Origin of the sequence: Saccharomonospora sp. NPDC046836 (genome assembly GCF_040645195.1) — a bacterium.
Taxonomy (GTDB): domain Bacteria; phylum Actinomycetota; class Actinomycetes; order Mycobacteriales; family Pseudonocardiaceae; genus Prauserella_A.
Window position 1 is genome coordinate 185,382 of record NZ_JBEYXW010000007.1, and the last position, 18,217, is coordinate 203,598.

The window sequence follows — 18,217 nt, forward strand, 5'->3', positions numbered from 1 at the left end:
GTCCGGTATCGGGTGTGTCATGCTCGAACGGATGAGCGATTCGCCAGATCTCCAGGGAGCGAGACGCCTGTTGCAGCGGGCGATCGCGGGGATCCCGGAGGAACGGAACCCGGTCACGCACGTGGCGGACCTACCCGCTCGCCATGCCCGCTTCGCGCCGTGGCCGAAGTGGGCGCCCGAGCCGGTCGTCGCGGCGTTGCGGGCCGGCGGCATCGCACGTCCGTGGACACATCAGGCCGAGGCCGCAGAGCTGGCGTGGTCCGGCCGCGACGTCGTGGTCGCCACCGGCACCGCATCGGGCAAGTCGCTGGTGTATCAGCTGCCGGTACTGTCCCGGTTGACGACCGATCCGAAGGCCACCGCCTTGTACCTGGCGCCCACCAAGGCGCTCGGCGCTGACCAGTTGCGCGCGGTGTCCGCTGTGGATCTCGACGGGGTGCGGGCGGCCTCCTACGACGGCGACACACCACTGCACGAGCGCGACTGGGTACGTGACCATGCGCGCTGGGTGTTCACCAATCCCGACATGCTGCACCGGGGTGTGCTGTCGGCACACGCCCGCTGGGCACGGTTCTTCCGCAGGCTCAGCTACGTCGTCGTCGACGAGTGCCACAGCTACCGCGGCGTGTTCGGTTCGCACGTCGCTTTGCTGCTGCGCCGGTTGCGCAGGGTCGCCAGGCACTACGGCGCGGACCCGGTCTTCGTGCTGGCCTCGGCCACGACCGCCGAGCCGGCCTGGTTCGCCTCACGCCTGACGGGCCGGGAATGCACAGCCGTCGCGGCGGACGCCTCGCCGCGAGGTGCCCGCACCGTGGCGCTGTGGGAGCCGCCGTTGCTGGAGGAGCTCGCCGGCGAGAACGGCGCCCCGGTGCGGCGCTCCGCTGGGGCCGAGGCCGCGCGAATCCTCGCCGAGCTGGTCATCGAGGGCGCACGCAGCCTGGCGTTCGTACGTTCCCGGCGGGGTGCCGAGCTGACGGCGCTCGGCGCGAAACGCATTCTCCGCGAGGTGGACCCGGAGCTCGGTGATGCGGTGGCCGCCTACCGCGCAGGGTTCCTGCCCGAGGAGCGGCGGGCGCTGGAGAAGGCCCTGCTGACCGGGAAGTTGCTGGGCGTGGCCACCACGAACGCGCTGGAGCTCGGTGTCGACATCGCCGGCCTCGACGCGGTTGTGCTCGCCGGCTATCCGGGCACGCTGGCCTCGTTCTGGCAGCAGTCCGGCCGGGCGGGCCGCGCCGGTGCGGGCGCGCTGGTGGTGTTCGTCGCGCGTGACGACCCGCTCGACACCTACCTGGTGCACCATCCGCAGGCACTGCTGGACCGCCCGGTGGAGGCGGCGGTGCTCGATCCGGCCAATCCCTATGTGCTGGCACCGCAGCTGGCATGTGCCGCGGCGGAGCTGCCGCTGACCGCCGCCGAACTCGATGACTTCGGAGGGTCCGCGGCTCGCGAGGTGCTGGACGCGCTGGTCGCGGACAAGATGTTGCGGCGAAGGCCCAGCGGTTGGTACTGGACGTCGCGTGACCGGCCGCAGCACGACGTCGACATCCGCGGCTCGGGCGGCGACCAGGTCGCCGTCGTGGAGGCGGACACCTCACGGCTGCTGGGAACGGTCGATCCCGGGTCCGCGTGCAGCACGGTGCACCAGGGCGCGGTGTACCTGCATCAGGGCTCGTCGTACGTGGTCGACGAGCTCGACCTCGAGGCCGGGATCGCACTCGTGCACGCAGAGGACCCGGAATGGAACACCTCCGCCCGCGAGGTCGTCGACATCGCGGTGCTGGAAACGCTCCGCACGGAGCGGCATGGGGGTGTGACGGTGTGCCTCGGCGAGGTCGCGGTGACCTCACAGGTGGTCGGCTACCTGCGTCGTCTGCCGACCGGAGAGGTACTCGACCACGTCGCGCTCGACCTGCCGGAACAGGTGCTGCGCACCCGGGCGGTCTGGTACACGATCACCGATGAGCTGCTCGGCGGCCGGGCCGAACGCGACAGGGCGCCGGGGGGCGCCGGTCTGGAACCGGCGCGCCTTCCCGGCGCCCTGCATGCCGCCGAGCACGCGGCGATCGGCCTGCTACCGCTGTTCGCTACCTGTGACCGTTGGGACATCGGCGGAGTCTCCACCGCTTTGCACGCTGACACCGGGGAGGCGACGGTGTTCGTGCACGATGGTCATCCCGGGGGTGCGGGATTCGCCGACCGCGGTTTTGCCGCGTTGGTCCCATGGCTGGCTGCGACGCGGGAGGCGATCGTCTCCTGCGAGTGCCCGGCTGGGTGCCCGTCCTGCGTTCAGTCGCCTAAGTGCGGGAACGGCAACGATCCGCTGGACAAGGCGGGGGCGGTGACCGTCCTGGACATCGTGCTCGGGGCGGTGAACCACGAGGACAGGCACGGTCACGAGGTCGATCAGGCCGCCGAGGATCCGGCGGCGAAGATCGGCTGAGCGCTGATCGGATCCGTCGTCTCGCCGTCCAGCGCGCGCACCAGCACGTCGTGCACGGCGTTCGCGGCGGGGAGTCGCCAGCCCCAGATCTCGGGCTTGACCCGCCAGTGCACGACACCGTGCTCGAACGGGGTCGGCGGCAGCGGAATGTAGCTTCCCTCGCCGTGCCAGCGGATGTCGTCGCTGTCGGCGAGCACGGACGGCAACCGGTCTGTCGTCGTCGTGAGGAACAACCAGCGGCCGTTCGGCAGCGCGATGATCGGCGCCGGGTGGCCGGTCGCACGCAGCAGCGTGGCGGCACGACGGCCGAGCTGGTCGTCGACCTCGATCGCGTCGACCATGGTCCCGGTCGCGACGAGCAGGCTGTACGGCCTGCCGGTCCACCAGGCGGCGACCTGCTGCGGGTGGGCGCCGAGCCGCTGCCGCCAGTCGTCGTGCGCCGGCACCGGCCTGGTCCAGGTGGAGCCCGCGGCCCCATCGTCACCGGCGCCGGGGTAGGTCCCCGGCAGCACCGGCCAGCCGCGCCACGCGAGGCCGATGGCCTCGGCACGCAACTCGATGCGGAAGGCACCGCGCCAGGTTTCCGGCCAATCCGTGTCCAACATGTCTTTCTCGAGCCTCCTCAGAAACTTCCACCGCCACGTCCGCGGTGTCGCATTTGAATAAACGGCAAGTTGCAGCTCACTGGAAGTGCCCGGTCGACAACCGGTGGTTCACGAACGGTGAGTGAGCATCAGCACAACGGCGCGGCTGAAGCGGTGGAGCCGATCATCGGCCTCAGCTGCCGGTCCCCTGTCCGTTCGCCGCACGACCCGGCCTGTCCCGAGCCACGCTGTGCCGAACGGTGGCCACCTGCCGTTCCGCTGCGATCACCGTGCTGTCGACCGCTCATCGCGCCGGAACGACCGTTGCTCGTCGCCGACCGGTCCGTGCGACCGGTCAGTCAGCGCGCCCTTTCAGTACTCCTTCCTCTGCTCGCCGGTTCGGACTCGACCGGTCCGGCCCGCGCCCGGGCGATGGCGGGCCCGAACCTGGCCAGCAACCCAGGCCCCGCCGCCTCGACGATGACGAGTGCGTCCCACCGTTCGAAACGACACTCCCGTAGCCGGGCACCCATCCGCTCGACGACTTCGTCAGCTCGGGCGCACGCTGCGGCGGTACCGTGGTCGGCGTTGCCCGCGGCGGCGAGCGCGGCGAGATCTGCTGCACTCGCCGCCCGATGCCGGGTCACCACCGCCCCACCCAGCAGCCACAGCACGCCGGCGAGCCCCAGCAGCGCGATGACCGCGCCTGCGGCCCACACGGTTGCCGACCCGGCGTCGGGCTCAACGGGAGGGCGCCGCATCAGTGCCTACCGGGTGGGCGCCGGGCTCGAGCTCCGCGTAGGCCGCGGCCTTGATCGAGATACCTGGCAGCAGCCCTCCGGCCATGCCTGCGCTCACCACGACGGCGACGGTGCTCCCTTCGCTGCGCACGTCGACCGTCGCGCCCTTCGGACCGAGCCTTCGCACAGCCTCCTCGGCCAGTGGTCGTTGCCCGCGGGCGAGTAACCGGGCCGCCTCTGTCGCGGCGTCGGTGCAGCGCACCTGATCGGTCACGGCGCTGACACCGGTCAGCACGAGACCGAAGACCAGCACGAGTGCGCAGAGACCAATCGCCCCCTCCACAGTGGTCGCACCACGGTCCCGGTCGGCGCCAAGGAGCATCAGAAGTCCACGGAGATCGCGCGCTGCACGAGCGAGGTCAGCGCGGCGACAATCGAGTCACCGGTGACCACCGCGTACAGGAGCGCCGCGAATGCGGCGGCGGCGATGGTGCCGATCGCGTATTCGGCAGTACTCATACCGTCGTCGGCGCCGGTGAGGTGACGCGGTTTCGGTCCTCTGTGGAGCAGGAGTGTTCTGGACAGGAGCGCATGCATGGTGGTTGTTCCTTCCTTCTCTTCGTTCGTGAGTGGTCGATCAGGCGAAGACGGTGAGCCGGCTGGCGAGACCGATGACGACGGGGATCACCCCCAGACACAGGAAGGCCGGCAGGAAGCACAGGCCGAGCGGTCCCGTGATGAGGACACCCGCCCGCTGCGCACGTGCCTCGGCAACGTCCGCGACGTTCGACCGGGCCCGCTCGGCCATCGCCAATGCGACCTGAGCGAGCGCGCTGCCCGATCGCGCCGTTCGGTACGCAGCCCGTGCCAGCTCGGCAGTCGCCGGGCAACACCGCGCGGGCTCCCACGCCTGCGCCGGTTCGGCGCCGAGCGCGAGCAGGTCCGCCGTCGCATGCAAGGCCGCTGCCGCAGCCTGTGGTGCCGTGTCCGCCACCGCGCGGACCGCCGTCGGTACCGGCAGCCCCGCGGTGAGGCACGCGGCCAGCAGGTCACCGGTGGCCGCCAGCCGCAGCGGCTCGTCAGCGCCTGCCTTCCGGCGGGAAAGCCAAGTCCGGGTCGCGAACCAGGCGAGCGCACCGGCCGGCACCGCGAGCAGCGGCAGCCCGAGGGCAGCCAGCACGAGGCAGGCGAGCGCACCGGCACACCACGGCCGAGTTCGGGATGACCACAACAACGCCGCCACGGTGAGCCTGCGCCGCTGTTCGAGCTGGGCCGGCAGCACATGACGCAACCGCGCCGCCGGGGGTGGCGGCGCCAGCAGGACCGACAGCCCGAGGAGGCCGACCACCACGCTCGGGGTGCTCATCGCACCAGCACCCGGCCGGTCAGCGCGGCGCTCCACGAGACACCGGCCAGGATCAGCCCGGCACCGATGACGACGAGTACCTGGCCTGGCAGGGTCGTCACCAGCACCCGCAACGGATCAGCCCCCATGGCCTGCCCCAGCGCGATGCCGCCGATCGGCAGGACCGCGAGAATGCCTGCACTCGCCCGCGGGCCTGCCATCCGTGCGCTCACCTGGTTCGCCAGCCGTACCTGTGCCTCGATGTCGCGGTGGACAGCCTCCAGCACACCGGCCAATGGGAGCCCGTGATCGCGAGCCAGGGACCACGCGCGGGCGAGCTGCGCCAGCACGTCCCGCCCCGGACCCGGTGCCGCTTGGGTCAGCAGCGCGGCATCGAGGTCCCCACCAAGGCGGGCCGCGGCCCCGATCGTGCGGAGGACCCCGGCGGTCTGCGGGTCGGCATCCATGGCAGCGACCTCGGCCGCGGCGGCCGGATGTGCACCTGAGCGCAACTCCGCGACCATGGTGCGCACGGCTTCCGCCAGCGCCGAGGCCGCCGCGGTCTGCTCCCGCGCCTGCCCGCGGGCCCGCCAGTGCCAACAGGCCGCCGCAGCCAGAAGCACCAGTGCCACTCCTGCCGCCACACCCAGTGTCAGTGTCACCACCAGCCCGACGGCCAGAACACCAAGCAGCGCAAGGCGTTGTGGCGAACTCCGGCTGCGCCGACGTACTGCGATGGCAGGCGACGCCAGTACGGTGAGCCGTCGGCGCGCGGTTTCCGGGGGCCAACAGAGCAGCGCCGCCGCGCCGCTGAGGAACGAACAGATCAACACGGCACATCGGCTCCTTTCTCCGCCAGGAGCCCGGATAGCAGTTCCTTGTTCGCCGTCCAGCCACTCGGCTGCCACACAGGAACCACTCGCACCGCGTCGCCATCGCGTTGAACCACACCGATCTCGGCGAGCATGCGGCTCCCTCGTGGTTCACGGCGCATATGGAGAACAACCTGCACCGCTGCGGCGAGCTGGCTGTGCAGGGCGGCGCGCGAAAGCCCACCGAGCGCGGCCAATGCCTCGAGCCGGGCCGGGACCTCACTCGGCGAGTTCGCGTGCAACGTGCCCGCACCGCCATCATGTCCCGTGTTCAACGCTGTCAACAATTCACAGACTTCTTGTCCCCGCACCTCGCCGACCACGAGCCGGTCCGGGCGCATGCGCAGCGCCTCGCGCACCAGCTCGCGCAGGGTCACCTCGCCTGCGCCCTCGACATTGGGCGGCCGGGCCACCAGACGGACGAACTGCGGATGAGCGGGTTGCAGCTCGCCTGCGTCTTCCACGCACACGATCCGTTCCGCCGCAGGGACCTCACCCAGTAGAGCGGCGAGCAGCGTGCTCTTGCCGGATCCCGTTGCACCGCTGACGAGGAAGGCCAACCGCGTCGCGACAATGGCCCGCAACAGGGCGAGCCCCTCGTCGTCCACGGTGCCGAGCCGTCGCAGCGCCCGCAGATCATGCACCGCGGGACGCAGTACGCGCAGGGACAGGCACGTGCCTTCGGCCGCGATGGGCGGCAGAACCGCATGCAGCCGTACCCTGCCGTGCGGGCCGCTACCGGGCAGCCACCCGTCCACGAACGGCTGTGCGTCGTCGAGCCTGCGTCCTGCGGCGAGCGCGAGCCGCTGCGCCAGACGGCGAACAGCGTCCTCGTCGGGGAAACGCACGTCGGTGCGGCGCAGGCCTTCCACACCGTCGATCCAGACCTCATCCGGCGCCGTGACGAGCACATCGGACACTCCGGGATCGGCGAGCAGCGGTTCCAACGGCCCCGCACCGACGAACTCGTGACGCAGCAGGCGAAGGGCATCGAGGATGTCGAGATGCCCCGCCACACCACCGGTCTCCGCGCGGACCGCGTCCGCAACGGTGTGCGGGTCGGTGCCGGAGCCGGCGCTGGCGAGCCGCCTGCGCACCCTGTCGACGAGCTGTTTTCCATCACTCGTTGACCGTCGTGATTGGACGGTGGTGGTCTCCATCGTGAACCCCCAAATCGGCTGTGTCTCCACGATCGCGAGCCGGCCGCTGGTCGGCAAGACGCAGAATGCGAACCTGTGGACAACTGGCCCGCTGTGGACAACTCGCACTCCCACACGGCGGGCCACCAGATAATGTCGGTGCCGACCGGACAATGCGGGCGGCACCGAGAGCAGTGTCCTTACTGGACAGTCGAGCCGGTACCCATGGCGTCGAGTACGGTCCGACAGGCCACGCCCAGCGCGCCGCGCGGCCGCGGATCGAACGTGCCCCGCTCGACGGCACGCGGCAGCGTGCGCTCGGAGCGCACCCAGCCCAGCGCGGGCACGCCCACGGCGTCGGCTACGTCTGCCACCGCCAGCCCGCCAGGAGCAGGGCCACGCACGACCACCCGAACGCGTTCGTGGCAGTCGCCGAGCCCGGCGATGACCCGTGCCGCGGCAACACAGGCCCGCACTTCGGCAGGCACCACGACCACGACGAGATCGGCACGGCGCAACACCGCATCGGCTACGGGACCCCGCTGCCGGGGCAGGTCACAGACGACCATCCGGCCCGCCCGCCTGCCCGCATCGACCACCGCGCCTGCCGCATCCGCGGTCGGCCCTGGGCCATCCCGATCACACGACAGCACCGCGAGTCCGCCGTCGCCGTACCGCCGGGCAGGCAGGGCGGCATCCAACGCCGACATCGCCACCCTGCCCGCCTGAACCCGCAGCTCCGGCCAGCGCAACCCCGCGGCGAGTTCGGTACCGAGCAGCAGATCGATGCCTCCGCCGAGTGGGTCGCAGTCGACGAGCAGCACTGCCTCGCCTGCTTTCGCCGCTGTCAATCCGACACCGGCCGCCAGCACGGAGGCCCCCGCGCCGCCGCGGCTGCCGAGGACAGCGAGCACCTGGCCGCGCTGCCTGCTCGGTTCGTCCACGACATCGGCGAACGCCGCGACCAGTGTCGACTCGCCCTCGGGGAGGGCAACGACATCCTCTGCGCCGACAGCGAAAGCGTGCTGCCACGTCGTCGCAGGCGGCGTGCCCGCACAGACCACCAGCACTTTGGACCGTCGGGGCAGGCCGTCGGCCACACCAGCCGCGGCCGCGGCTTCGTCTATCAGGACGAGCGGCGCGCTGGCCCATTGCGTGCGCGCCGCGCCCAGGTCGCTGATGCACTCGGTCGCACAGCCCACAGCCGCGGCGAGCCGCAGGACCTCGTCGAGCACAGCGTTATCGGCGGTTATCACAAGTGGACAGTCGGCACTCTGCACGGTTACCCCCAGGACGGCGATCGCGATCGCGCCAACCGTCACGTGTGTGCAGGCAGCCGAGCAAGGCGGAATCGCGCCGCCTGTGGACAACGCGGCCGCTGTGGACAACTCGGTAAGGGCGGGCCCCCGCCAGAGCGAAAGGGGACGGGGGCCACCTAGGTTCAGCCCCGGGGGTCGGGCTGAACCCGTCCCGGCGGCTCATTCGCCACCGGAGCGCCGTCAACTGTAACCGGGCCGATGATCATCGCGGCCACGATTCGATAACAGCGCCCGACCGATGACACAGGGGTACGCACCCTACGTGAGCCGGAGGCTGCAGCGGGAGATCACCTATGGTGGACCCGTGTCCGAACCCAGCAGCTCGCCGACGACCGCTCCGGTGGCCGCGTTCTTCGACCTCGACAAGACAATCATCGCCTCGTCCAGCGCGCTCGCGTTCAGCAAGCCGTTTCTCCAGCAGGGACTGATCAACCGGCGCGCTGCGCTGAAGAGCGCCTACGCACAACTGGTGTTCTCGCTGTCCGGCGCCGATGCCGACCGCACGGACCGGCTGCGTGCGGAGATTTCGGCGCTGTGCACGGGCTGGGACGTCAGCCAGGTCCGCGCGATCGTCAACGAGACCCTGCACGACGTCGTCGCTCCACTGGTGTACGCGGAGGCCGCCGACCTGATCGCCGAGCACAAGGCGCAGGGGCACGACGTGATCGTGCTGTCGGCGACCGGCGAGGAGGTCGTGACGCCCATCGCCGAGATGCTCGGAACCACCCGCAGCATCGGCACGCGGATGAGCGTTGTGGACGGCCGGTACTCCGGCGAGCTGGAGTTCTACTGCTACGGCGAGAACAAGGCGGTCGCCGCGAAGCAGCTCGCGGCCGAGCATGGCTACGACCTCTCGGCGTGCCACGCGTACAGCGATTCGAGCACGGACCTGCCGCTGCTGGAGGTCGTGGGGCAGCCGCACGCCGTCAACCCCGATCGCGCACTGCGGAAGGTCGCGACCGAACGTGGCTGGCCGGTGCACTCGTTCACCAATCCGGTGTCGCTGCGCGCTCGGATCCCGGCGCCGTCGGCGGTAGTGGCGGTGGGACTCGGGGTGGGAGCAGTGGCCGCAGGAGCAACGCTCTACGGACTGTCCCGGCGGCGCCGTCGCGACGCGTAGTCCTGACACCCACATGGCCGCTGTTTTGCCTGCAATGTCACGGAAAGCGCCCTTATGACACCAATGCAACTCACTATTTCGAGGCTCTGTACCGGTGCACGGCAACTAGCCCCTTGAAGTGATCGCCGTCACTCGGTAGAAAGGGGTTGCGGACATCGATCAGCCAGGGGTCTGGCAGAAGAGAAGCCCGGCCCACCCTGAGAGGTCTCCGTGCGCGGACTCCGAGCACCCACGCTGCGCACGCCGCGGGAGGCTTGTCGTCGGAAGACTGCGTACCGGGACGCCGGACGCCGAGTCTTACGAAAGGTACGACACGAGTTGCAGCTTGGTCACCCGAGTAGTCCGCGCGAGCAGGCGGCGCCCGTTCACAACAAGTGACGGGCGCCGCCTAGCATGTCTGGGGGAAGTCAGCCCTCGTTGACCGGACACCAGGTTCGTCAGTAGCTTTCCGACGTTGACCCGTTTTCGTGGAAAACCCACGGGAGCGGGTTGCTCAGCTACTGGGGAGGCTTCCGTGACCACCACCCGTGCCCGGCACAGGAGAACCTATGTCGCCGCGTCGCTCACCGCGCTACTCACCGTGACCGGAGGCGCCGCACCGGCCCTCGCTGCAGCGCAGGAACGCGCGTGGGCACAGCAGATCCTGCGCGGGTTCACCCTCGAACAGAAGGTCGGCCAGCTGTTCGTCGCCGACGTATGGGGCAAGTCCGCGACGGAAAGCCACCCGGGGAACCAGGACAAGTACGGTGTCGCCACGCCGGCCGAGGTCGTCCAGCGATACCACGTCGGCGGAGTCATCTATTTCAACAACGCAGGCACCGACAACGTCGACGACCCGGTGCAGGTCGCGAAGTTCTCCAACGGGTTACAACGTGCCGCGCTGGCCACGGCACCGCACGTGCCGCTCGTCATCTCGATCGACCAGGAAGGCGGCCGGGTCACGCGGATCGCCGACCCCGCCACCGAGTACCCGAGCGCGATGGCGCTGGGAGCGGGCCGTGACCCCGATGGCGCCAGGACCGCCGCGGCCATCAACGGCGCCGAGCTGCGGGCCATGGGTATTGCACAGAACTTCGCACCCGCTGCCGACGTCAACTCCAACCCGCTGAACCCGATCATCGGCTCCCGGTCGTTCTCAGCCGACCCCGCGCTCGCCAGCGAGTTCGTCGCCGCGCAGATCGAGGGCTACCAGGACGCCGGACGCGGCAGGAGCACCGTATCCAGCGCGGCGAAGCACTTCCCCGGCCACGGCGATGCCGCCGCCGACAGTCACATCGGCCTGCCGGTGATCGAGCGCACCGAGCAGGAATGGCAGGAGATCGACCTGCCACCGTTCCGGGCCGCGATCGACGCCGGTGTCGACTCGATCATGACCGCGCACATCACCGTGCCCAGCCTCGACCCGTCCGGGAACCCGGCGACGCTCTCGGCGCCCATCATCACCGGCATCCTGCGCGAGGAGCTGGGTTACGACGGCGTCGTGGTCACCGACTCCCTCCAGATGCAGGGAGTGCGGGAGCTGCACTCCGACGCCGAGATCCCGGTGCTTGCCATCGAAGCCGGGGTCGACCAGATGCTGATGCCGCCCGATCTCGACGTCGCGATCGGCGGCGTGCTCGACGCGGTGCGCAGTGGCCGGATCACCGAACAGCGCATCGACGAGAGTGTCCTGCGCATCCTGGAACTGAAGTGGAGTCGCGGGATCGTCGGCGCGCCGCTGGTGAACGAGCGCGCCGTCGCCCGGACCGTCGGCACACCAGCGAACCTGGCGCGGATCCAGGAGATCACCGACGCCACGACCACGGTGCTGCGCAACGACGACGACCTGCTGCCGATCACGTCCGGCCAGGACCGGGTACTGGTCATCGGCTGGAACCGGCCAGACTACCCGGGCTATCCCGCGGAGCCGGTGAACGCGCTCGCCGACGCGATCGGCCCCTCCGCGACAGCGCTGCCGACGGGAACGAACCCCGGCGCGGCCGCGATCGAAGCCGCGGCACAGGCCGCCACAGAGGCGGATGTCGCCGTCGTGCTGACCAACAACCTCAGGGACAACGCCGGCCAGCGGCAGCTCCTGGACCGCGTGCTCGCCACCGGCACGCCGGTCGTGGCCGTCGCCATCCAGGAGCCCTACGACGCCGGGTACGCCGACGTACCCACCTGGCTCGCCACCTACGACTGGCGCACGGTGAGCATGACGTCGCTGGCCAAGGTCCTCTACGGCGAGGTCACCCCGCGGGGCACCCTTCCCGTGAACATCCCGGCGGGCGACGGCGGGGCGATCCGTTACCCCTTCGGACACGGGCTGAGTTGGTAGCCATGGCCGTGAACCGCCGACGCTTCCTCGCCGCCGGCGCGCTGGCCACGCCGGTACTGACCGCGAGCTCGCAGTTCGCCTCGGCGGCGCCCTACCCCGCGGGCACGGTCACACCTGGAGCGGACCGGCTCGCCGCTGAGGGCTGGCAGCGGCTTGCCGACCGCAGGATCGGCGTGCTGTCCAACCCCACCGGGGTACTGGGCAACCGCAACCACATCGTCGACTCGCTGGTGGCCGCCGGGATCCGGCCGGTGGCCGTTTTCGGCCCCGAGCACGGCTTCCGTGGCAGCGCGCAGGCAGGCGGATCCGAAGGCGACTATGCCGACCCGCGCACGGGCATCGCCGTCTACGACACCTACGGGGTCGGCGCCGACGAGTTCGCGAGCATGATCAGCAAGGCCGGTGTGGACACCGTCGTCTTCGACATCGCCGACGTCGGCGCGCGGTTCTACACCTACATCTGGTCGATGTACACGGCGATGCGCGCGGCCGCCCGCACGGGCGCAGCCTTCGTCGTGCTGGACCGGCCGAATCCGGTGGGCGGCGCGGCACTCGGCCCGATGCTCGATCCGGCGTTCAGTTCCGGGGTCGGGCTCAGGCCGATCGTGCAGCAACACGGCATGACCGTCGGGGAGCTGGCTCGCTTCTTCGCCGCCGAGTTCCTGCCCGCCGACGGCGACAGCCTCGCCCAGCTGGAAATCGTCGAGGTGCGCGGCTGGACGCGCGACCTGCTGTTCCGCGAGACCGGGCTGGCGTGGACGCCACCGAGCCCCAACATGCCGACGCCGGAGACGGCGCTGGTCTATCCGGGCACCTGCCTGTTCGAGGGCACGAGCTTCAGCGAGGGTCGCGGCACCACGCAGCCGTTCGAGATACTCGGCGCACCCGGTGTGGACTGGCGCTGGCGGGATGAGCTCATTGGGCAGCGGCTGAAGGGTGTGACCTTCCGCGAAACGTACTTCGTGCCCACGTTCGGCAAGTTCGCGGGTGTCACGTGCGGTGGAGTCCAGCTCAGCGTCACCGAACCCGGCGCCTTCGATGCGATCCGCACGGCTGTGGCCATGATCGTGACGGCCCGCAGTCTGTATCCGGATCTCTTCGGCTGGCGGGCCGACAACTTCATCGACGAGCTCTCCGGTTCGGCCCGGCTGCGCACGATGGTCGACGCGGGCGCGGATACCGATGACATCGTGGGATCCTGGCACGAGGAGCTCACGACTTTCCGCCGCAGACGCGAGCAGTACCTGATGTACCGGTAGGGGTGGCCATGCGGTGGAGAATGGGGGCGCTGACCGCGGTTCTGGCGTTGACGGGAGCAACTGCGATGGCCTCCGCCCATCCGGCGACCGGCCGGTTCGACCGCCCGCACGAGGGCTTCGCCCCGGCGACGACCGTCCTGCGCGAGGTCACGCCGGAGCAGGCCGGTCTCGACCCCGCGCCGATCCGCGCCGCGCAGGAGCAACTCGCCGCGTGGACCCGCGACGATGCCGTCGACGGTCATCCGTTGTTCGCCGGGGCCGTCGGCATGCTGGTACACGACGGGATGATCGTGAACACGTACACGACCGGCAGTGCTGTGCGCTACGCCGACGGCAGCGGTACCGAGCTGCCCCTCGAAGCACAGGTGCCCATGCGAGCCGACACGATCGTCGACCTTGCCTCGGTGACCAAGCTGTTCACCTCGATCGCGGTGCTGCAGCTGGTCGAGCGCGGCCAGGTGGATCTGGCCGCACCGGTCGCGCGCTACCTGCCGGAGTTCGGCCGCAACGGCAAGGAGTCCATCACCGTCGAGCAGCTGCTGACGCACACCTCCGGTCTGGAGCCGTTCCTGCCGCTCTGGCGAGACTGGCCGGACAGCGCCGCACGCATCCAGGCGGTGCTCGACGTGGCCCCACAACACGAGCCGGGCAGCACCTACACCTACTCGGACCTCAACCTCATCACGCTCGGCGTGCTGGTCGAACGGCTCACCGGTGCCGGCCTCGACGAGGTCGTCGCCGGCCGGATCACCGGACCACTCGGCATGATCGACACCGGGTTCAACCCGCCCGCGGCGAAACTCGATCGCATCGCCGCAACCGAGTACCAGACCGAACCCGCACGCGGCCTGGTCCGGGGACAGGTGCACGACGAGAACGCCTGGGCACTCGGTGGTGTCGCGGGGCACGCCGGTGTGTTCTCCACTGCCCGCGACCTGGCGGTACTGGGTCAGGCGCTGCTGAACGGCGGCACCTACGCGGGCAGGCGCATCCTCACCGAGGACAGCGTGCGCGCGATGCTCACCAACCGCACCACCGACTTCCCCGGTGACGACCACGGGCTCGGCTTCGAACTGAACCAAATCTGGTACATGGGCGGGCTGACCTCACTGGTCACTGCAGGCCACACCGGCTACACCGGCACCTCGTTCGTCGTCGACCCGCTGTCCCGGTCGGTCGCGATCCTGCTGACCAACCGGGTACACCCGTCGAGGTACTGGGGCTCGGTGAACCCGGCTCGCCAAGCGTGGGCGACCGGTCTCGCCCAGGCACTCGCCGTGCAGCCCTCCGCCGGCCGGGACGCGTGGTTCAGCGGGATCGGTGACAGGAGCACCGCCACTCTCGTGACGTCACCGTTCAGCGATGGGAGCGGGGACCTTTCGGTGCGGTTCGCCGCTTTCGTGGACACCGAGACCACCGATCGTCTCGTGCTGGAAGCCACCACCGACGGTGTGACATGGCAGCCCGTGACGTTACACGTCACCGGACGTGGTGCACCTCGCAAAACCGTCGACGCACTGTATGGAACCGGTCACCGTTCGTGGTGGGAAGTGCGTGGGGCCGTTTCGCGAATTGAAAAGGTCACGCTTCGTTGGCGATTCACAACTGATGGGAACTACACCGCCCGAGGGGTCTACATCGATGCCGTCCGGGTGGCGGACAACGACCGCGTCCTTTTGGACGGCGAGCGACATCCCCAGATTTTCACTGCGACCGGTTTTCGCTTACGTGGGCGCTAATAAGTTGCAGAGTCGTTAGACAAATCAGGTTAACGATTTCGACCAGGTTGGCGACTTTCTCAACAACTACCTAGCCGCGACTCGGAACGTGGGAACACGCTTCGGTTGCGATCATTCCGGAAGGTGTGGGTACTCTTGTCGCAGATGCCTACGGTTAGTAAGTTTCCAACGATAGATGCCGCTGACCCTGCTGACCCTGCTGAGCCGGATGCGGCAGACGGCCACGAAGCCATCGCTGAAACCGCAAGCCCCGGCCGGGACGCCGACGCGAGCCCACTCGTGCGCATTCGCTCCCTGCTGCCGGGCCTCGCGCGGGCGGAGCAGCGGGTGGCCAAGGTCGTCCTGGAGGACCCGTCGGCAGTCGCGCGCCGCAGCATCACCGAGGTGGCGCTGGCGGCCAACACGAGCGAGACAACGGTGACCCGCTTCTGCAAGGCCATCGGAGTCGGTGGCTACCCGCAGTTGCGTATCGCGCTCGCCGCGGACACGGCCCGCTCGGCCGCCCGCACCACGCGCAACCTCGGCGGCGACATCACGCGGGACGACGACCTGTCCGCGGTGGTCAACAAGGTCAGCTTCGCCGACGCGCGTGCCGTGGAGGAGACCGCGGACCAGCTCGACATCGCCGAGCTGGAGCGGGTCATCGGCCTCATCGCTGCAGCCGGGCGCGTCGACGTCTACGGCGTCGGGGCGAGCGCGTTCGTCGCCGCCGACCTACAGCAGAAGCTGCACCGCATCGGAAGGGTCAGCTTCGCCTGGTCGGACACGCACATCATGCTGACGTCGGCGGCCGTGCTGAAGCCGGGGGATGTAGCGGTAGGCGTCTCGCACACCGGTGCGACCACCGACACGGTGGAGGCACTGCGGGTGGCGCGCGAGCACGGCGCCACGACGATCGCGGTGACGAACTTCCCCCGCTCGCCGATCAGCGAGGTCGCCGACCACCTGCTGACCACGGCCGCGCGGGAGACGACGTTCCGCTCCGGCGCGACGGCGAGCCGGATCGCGCAGCTGATGGTCATCGACTGCCTGTTCATCGGTGTCGCGCAGCGGCACCTCGACGACGCGGTCAGCGCACTGGACGCGACACGCGATGCGGTTGGCGCACATCGCCTCGGGGTACGGCCTGACGGCAGGCGGCGGCCCCGGGAAACCGGGAAATGAGCGACGCGCCGGCAACGGTCGCGCGCCGTGAGGGGACACGGTGAACGCAATGGAGACGATGAGTCCAATGAGGGGAACCCGGAGGGGAGCCGGCCTGGTGGTGCACGTCGACTCGCCGACCGAGCAGCGCAACCCACGGACAACCGATATCGACCAGCTGTCCACTGTGGGGATTCTCGCTGCCATCAACACCGAGGACCGCGGCGTACCGCTGGCGGTGCAGGGGGTGCTGCCGCAGCTGGCGGCAGCCGTCGACTACGCGACCGAGGCACTGCGCAGCGGGCATCGGGTGCACTACGTGGGAGCCGGCACATCGGGCAGGCTCGCCGTGATCGACGCGGCGGAGCTGGTGCCCACATACAACGTGCCGCCCGAATGGTTCGTCGCCCACCACGCCGGCGGCGAGCAGGCGTTGCGGCATGCGGTCGAGAACGCCGAGGACGACGATGCGACCGGCGCCGCCGAAATGAGCGCGGCGGTCGACCGGGGAGACTTCGTGCTGGGGCTGACGGCGTCCGGGCGCACGCCGTACGTGCTGGGTGCCTTGCGCGCAGCAAGGCAGCGCGGCGCCCGCACCGGACTGGTGTCGGGCAACCCCGAGGCTCCGGCGCCGCCCGGCCTCGACGTGCTGGTTGCCATCGACACAGGGCCGGAGGTCATCGCCGGGTCCACCCGGATGAAGGCGGGAACCGCGCAGAAGATCGTACTGACCGCCTTCTCGACGGCGACCATGATCAGGCTCGGCAGGACGTACTCGAACCTGATGGTCGGCATGCGCGCCACCAACGCCAAGCTGCGGGGCCGCACCCTGCGCATCCTCAAGGAGGCGACCGGGCTCGGCGCGCAGGTCTGTGACGACGCGCTGACCAGGGCAGGCGGCGACCTGAAGATCGCGCTGGTGCACCTGCTCACCGGCGTCGAGGTCGTGGTGGCGACCGAGGCGCTGTCGGCAACCGGCGGTCATGTCCGCGAAGCGCTGGAGGCCGTTCGTCCCCGCGCTTCGTGACGGCCCTCAGGCGCCGAGCAACCGCTGCCGTGCGGCGGGGGGCAGGAACGACGCGCGCACGGACGTCTCCGCGAGCCGGTGCACCTCGGCGGCGCTGAGCCCGAACGTCTCCGCCGTCCGCGCGTAGACCTCGCCGACGTAGCCGCCGAAGTAGGCCGGGTCGTCGGAGTTCAGCGTGACGGCGAGGCCGGCGTCGAGCATCCTCGGCAGCGGATGCGCGGCGAGATCGGGCACGACGGCGAGCCGGACGTTGGACAACGGGCACACCGTGAGCGGGATCTGCTCATCGGCAAGCCTTGCGACCAGCTCCGGATCGTCGAGGCAGCGCACGCCGTGGTCGACACGCCGGACGCGGAGCAGGTCGAGCGCCTGCCGGATGTACTCGGGCGGGCCCTCCTCCCCGGCGTGCGCCACAGCGGGCAGCCCTTCCGCGCGGGCGCGGGCGAACACGTCGACGAAGAGTTCCGGCGGGTACCCGACCTCCGCCGAGTCGAGCCCGACGGCGGCGAAGGAACCGGCGAACGGCAGCAGCTCCCCCAGCGTTTCCATTGCCGCGTCGGGACCGAGGTCCCGCAGGAAGCACGGAATGAGGTAGACGCTCACGTCCCTGGACGCACTCACGGCGGCCTGGAGCCCTTCCAGTACGGCAGCCAGCGGCACGCCACGGCGCCGGTGCGCCTGCGGGTCGAAGAAGATCTCGGCATGCCGGACCCCGTCGCGTGCCGCCCGCGCCAGGTAGGCGGCCGTGAGGTCGCGGAAGTCCTCGGCAGTGCGCAACACGTCCGTCAGCGCGTAGTACAGATCCAAAAAGGACTGAAGGTTCCGGTAGTCGTAGCGTGAGCGGAGATCCTCGATGCTCGCGAACGGCAATGTGATCCCGTTGCGCCGGGCCAGTGTGAACGCCAGCTCCGGTTCGAGGGTGCCCTCGATGTGCAGGTGTAGCTCGGCCTTGGGCAGCGCGGCCAGCTGTGCATGATCCATGAGGAGTCCTTTGTGGTCTATCCGGCGGGATTCCAGCGGCGCAGTAGTGCATTCTCAGCGAACTGCACGGCGGCGTAGGCAAGGACGGAGACGATCGCCACCACCGCCGCTATGGTCCACATCATCTGGTAGTCGAGGTAGCCGCGGGACTCGCCGAGCACGCCGCCGAGCCCGGTGCCGGTGATCAGCTGT

General features: G+C 70.0%; 16 protein-coding genes. 7 read left to right on the top strand and 9 right to left on the bottom strand.

The window, feature by feature from the left end; genetic code table 11:
* Nucleotides 1–31 precede the first annotated feature (31 nt).
* Nucleotides 32–2,440, top strand: a complete 2,409-nt coding sequence (locus ABZ863_RS12155; RefSeq protein WP_358534355.1) for a DEAD/DEAH box helicase — start codon at nucleotides 32–34, stop codon at nucleotides 2,438–2,440.
* Here ABZ863_RS12155 and ABZ863_RS12160 read toward each other — a convergent pair.
* The 8 genes from ABZ863_RS12160 to ssd all read right to left on the bottom strand — a co-directional run bounded on the left by ABZ863_RS12160 (nucleotide 2,404) and on the right by ssd (nucleotide 8,376).
* Complete coding sequence (locus ABZ863_RS12160) at nucleotides 2,404–3,045, bottom strand: bifunctional DNA primase/polymerase (protein WP_358534357.1); 642 nt, start codon at nucleotides 3,043–3,045, stop codon at nucleotides 2,404–2,406. The genes ABZ863_RS12155 and ABZ863_RS12160 overlap by 37 nt on opposite strands.
* 338 nt (nucleotides 3,046–3,383) lie before the next feature.
* On the bottom strand, nucleotides 3,384–3,785 hold the full coding sequence (locus ABZ863_RS12165) for an Rv3654c family TadE-like protein (RefSeq protein WP_358534359.1): 402 nt from the start codon (nucleotides 3,783–3,785) through the stop codon (nucleotides 3,384–3,386).
* Nucleotides 3,766–4,146 (bottom strand): TadE family type IV pilus minor pilin, encoded by a 381-nt coding sequence (locus tag ABZ863_RS12170; protein WP_358534361.1) that lies wholly within the window; start codon nucleotides 4,144–4,146, stop codon nucleotides 3,766–3,768. Before ABZ863_RS12170 ends, ABZ863_RS12165 begins: the two co-directional genes overlap by 20 nt.
* Nucleotides 4,146–4,334 carry a DUF4244 domain-containing protein gene (locus ABZ863_RS12175; RefSeq protein ID WP_358534403.1) on the bottom strand — a complete coding sequence of 63 codons (189 nt, stop codon included), beginning with the start codon at nucleotides 4,332–4,334 and terminating at the stop codon, nucleotides 4,146–4,148. Before ABZ863_RS12175 ends, ABZ863_RS12170 begins: the two co-directional genes overlap by 1 nt.
* A gap of 67 nt (nucleotides 4,335–4,401) precedes the next feature.
* Complete coding sequence (locus ABZ863_RS12180) at nucleotides 4,402–5,130, bottom strand: type II secretion system F family protein (RefSeq protein WP_358534363.1); 729 nt, start codon at nucleotides 5,128–5,130, stop codon at nucleotides 4,402–4,404.
* Nucleotides 5,127–5,942: a type II secretion system F family protein gene (locus ABZ863_RS12185; RefSeq protein ID WP_358534365.1), complete on the bottom strand. Its 816-nt coding sequence runs from the start codon at nucleotides 5,940–5,942 to the stop codon at nucleotides 5,127–5,129. Before ABZ863_RS12185 ends, ABZ863_RS12180 begins: the two co-directional genes overlap by 4 nt.
* Complete coding sequence (locus ABZ863_RS12190; protein WP_358534367.1) at nucleotides 5,936–7,141, bottom strand: TadA family conjugal transfer-associated ATPase; 1,206 nt, start codon at nucleotides 7,139–7,141, stop codon at nucleotides 5,936–5,938. Before ABZ863_RS12190 ends, ABZ863_RS12185 begins: the two co-directional genes overlap by 7 nt.
* A gap of 179 nt (nucleotides 7,142–7,320) precedes the next feature.
* Nucleotides 7,321–8,376 (bottom strand): septum site-determining protein Ssd, encoded by a 1,056-nt coding sequence (gene ssd, locus ABZ863_RS12195; protein WP_358534369.1) that lies wholly within the window; start codon nucleotides 8,374–8,376, stop codon nucleotides 7,321–7,323.
* A 367-nt stretch (nucleotides 8,377–8,743) separates the two neighbouring features.
* Between ssd and ABZ863_RS12200 the strand changes: the two genes are divergently transcribed.
* The 6 genes from ABZ863_RS12200 to ABZ863_RS12225 all read left to right on the top strand — a co-directional run bounded on the left by ABZ863_RS12200 (nucleotide 8,744) and on the right by ABZ863_RS12225 (nucleotide 17,044).
* A complete protein-coding gene (locus ABZ863_RS12200; protein WP_358534405.1) occupies nucleotides 8,744–9,559 on the top strand; it encodes an HAD-IB family hydrolase in 816 nt (271 codons plus the stop codon).
* Between the two features lie 514 nt (nucleotides 9,560–10,073).
* A complete protein-coding gene (locus tag ABZ863_RS12205) occupies nucleotides 10,074–11,876 on the top strand; it encodes a glycoside hydrolase family 3 N-terminal domain-containing protein (RefSeq protein WP_358534371.1) in 1,803 nt (600 codons plus the stop codon).
* A 2-nt stretch (nucleotides 11,877–11,878) separates the two neighbouring features.
* Entirely contained in the window at nucleotides 11,879–13,135 is a 1,257-nt protein-coding gene (locus ABZ863_RS12210) for a DUF1343 domain-containing protein (protein ID WP_358534373.1), read from the top strand.
* A gap of 8 nt (nucleotides 13,136–13,143) precedes the next feature.
* Nucleotides 13,144–14,874 carry a serine hydrolase gene (locus tag ABZ863_RS12215; protein WP_358534375.1) on the top strand — a complete coding sequence of 577 codons (1,731 nt, stop codon included), beginning with the start codon at nucleotides 13,144–13,146 and terminating at the stop codon, nucleotides 14,872–14,874.
* A gap of 144 nt (nucleotides 14,875–15,018) precedes the next feature.
* A complete protein-coding gene (locus ABZ863_RS12220; protein WP_358534377.1) occupies nucleotides 15,019–16,038 on the top strand; it encodes a MurR/RpiR family transcriptional regulator in 1,020 nt (339 codons plus the stop codon).
* A 67-nt stretch (nucleotides 16,039–16,105) separates the two neighbouring features.
* Nucleotides 16,106–17,044 carry an N-acetylmuramic acid 6-phosphate etherase gene (locus ABZ863_RS12225; RefSeq protein WP_358534379.1) on the top strand — a complete coding sequence of 313 codons (939 nt, stop codon included), beginning with the start codon at nucleotides 16,106–16,108 and terminating at the stop codon, nucleotides 17,042–17,044.
* Nucleotides 17,045–17,050: 6 nt separating this feature from the next.
* Here ABZ863_RS12225 and ABZ863_RS12230 read toward each other — a convergent pair whose 3' ends face one another.
* Nucleotides 17,051–18,025 carry an adenosine deaminase gene (locus ABZ863_RS12230; RefSeq protein ID WP_358534381.1) on the bottom strand — a complete coding sequence of 325 codons (975 nt, stop codon included), beginning with the start codon at nucleotides 18,023–18,025 and terminating at the stop codon, nucleotides 17,051–17,053.
* Nucleotides 18,026–18,217 lie beyond the last annotated feature (192 nt).

Coding starts and splice junctions, on each gene's coding strand:
- ABZ863_RS12155 (WP_358534355.1), top strand. CDS start 32: ATGAGCGATTCGCCAGATCTCCAGGGAGCGAGACGCCTGTTGCAGCGG.
- ABZ863_RS12160 (WP_358534357.1), bottom strand. CDS start 3,045: ATGTTGGACACGGATTGGCCGGAAACCTGGCGCGGTGCCTTCCGCATC.
- ABZ863_RS12165 (WP_358534359.1), bottom strand. CDS start 3,785: ATGCGGCGCCCTCCCGTTGAGCCCGACGCCGGGTCGGCAACCGTGTGG.
- ABZ863_RS12170 (WP_358534361.1), bottom strand. CDS start 4,146: ATGCTCCTTGGCGCCGACCGGGACCGTGGTGCGACCACTGTGGAGGGG.
- ABZ863_RS12180 (WP_358534363.1), bottom strand. CDS start 5,130: ATGAGCACCCCGAGCGTGGTGGTCGGCCTCCTCGGGCTGTCGGTCCTG.
- ABZ863_RS12190 (WP_358534367.1), bottom strand. CDS start 7,141: ATGGAGACCACCACCGTCCAATCACGACGGTCAACGAGTGATGGAAAA.
- ABZ863_RS12210 (WP_358534373.1), top strand. CDS start 11,879: ATGGCCGTGAACCGCCGACGCTTCCTCGCCGCCGGCGCGCTGGCCACG.
- ABZ863_RS12215 (WP_358534375.1), top strand. CDS start 13,144: ATGCGGTGGAGAATGGGGGCGCTGACCGCGGTTCTGGCGTTGACGGGA.
- ABZ863_RS12220 (WP_358534377.1), top strand. CDS start 15,019: ATGCCTACGGTTAGTAAGTTTCCAACGATAGATGCCGCTGACCCTGCT.
- ABZ863_RS12225 (WP_358534379.1), top strand. CDS start 16,106: ATGAGGGGAACCCGGAGGGGAGCCGGCCTGGTGGTGCACGTCGACTCG.
- ABZ863_RS12230 (WP_358534381.1), bottom strand. CDS start 18,025: ATGGATCATGCACAGCTGGCCGCGCTGCCCAAGGCCGAGCTACACCTG.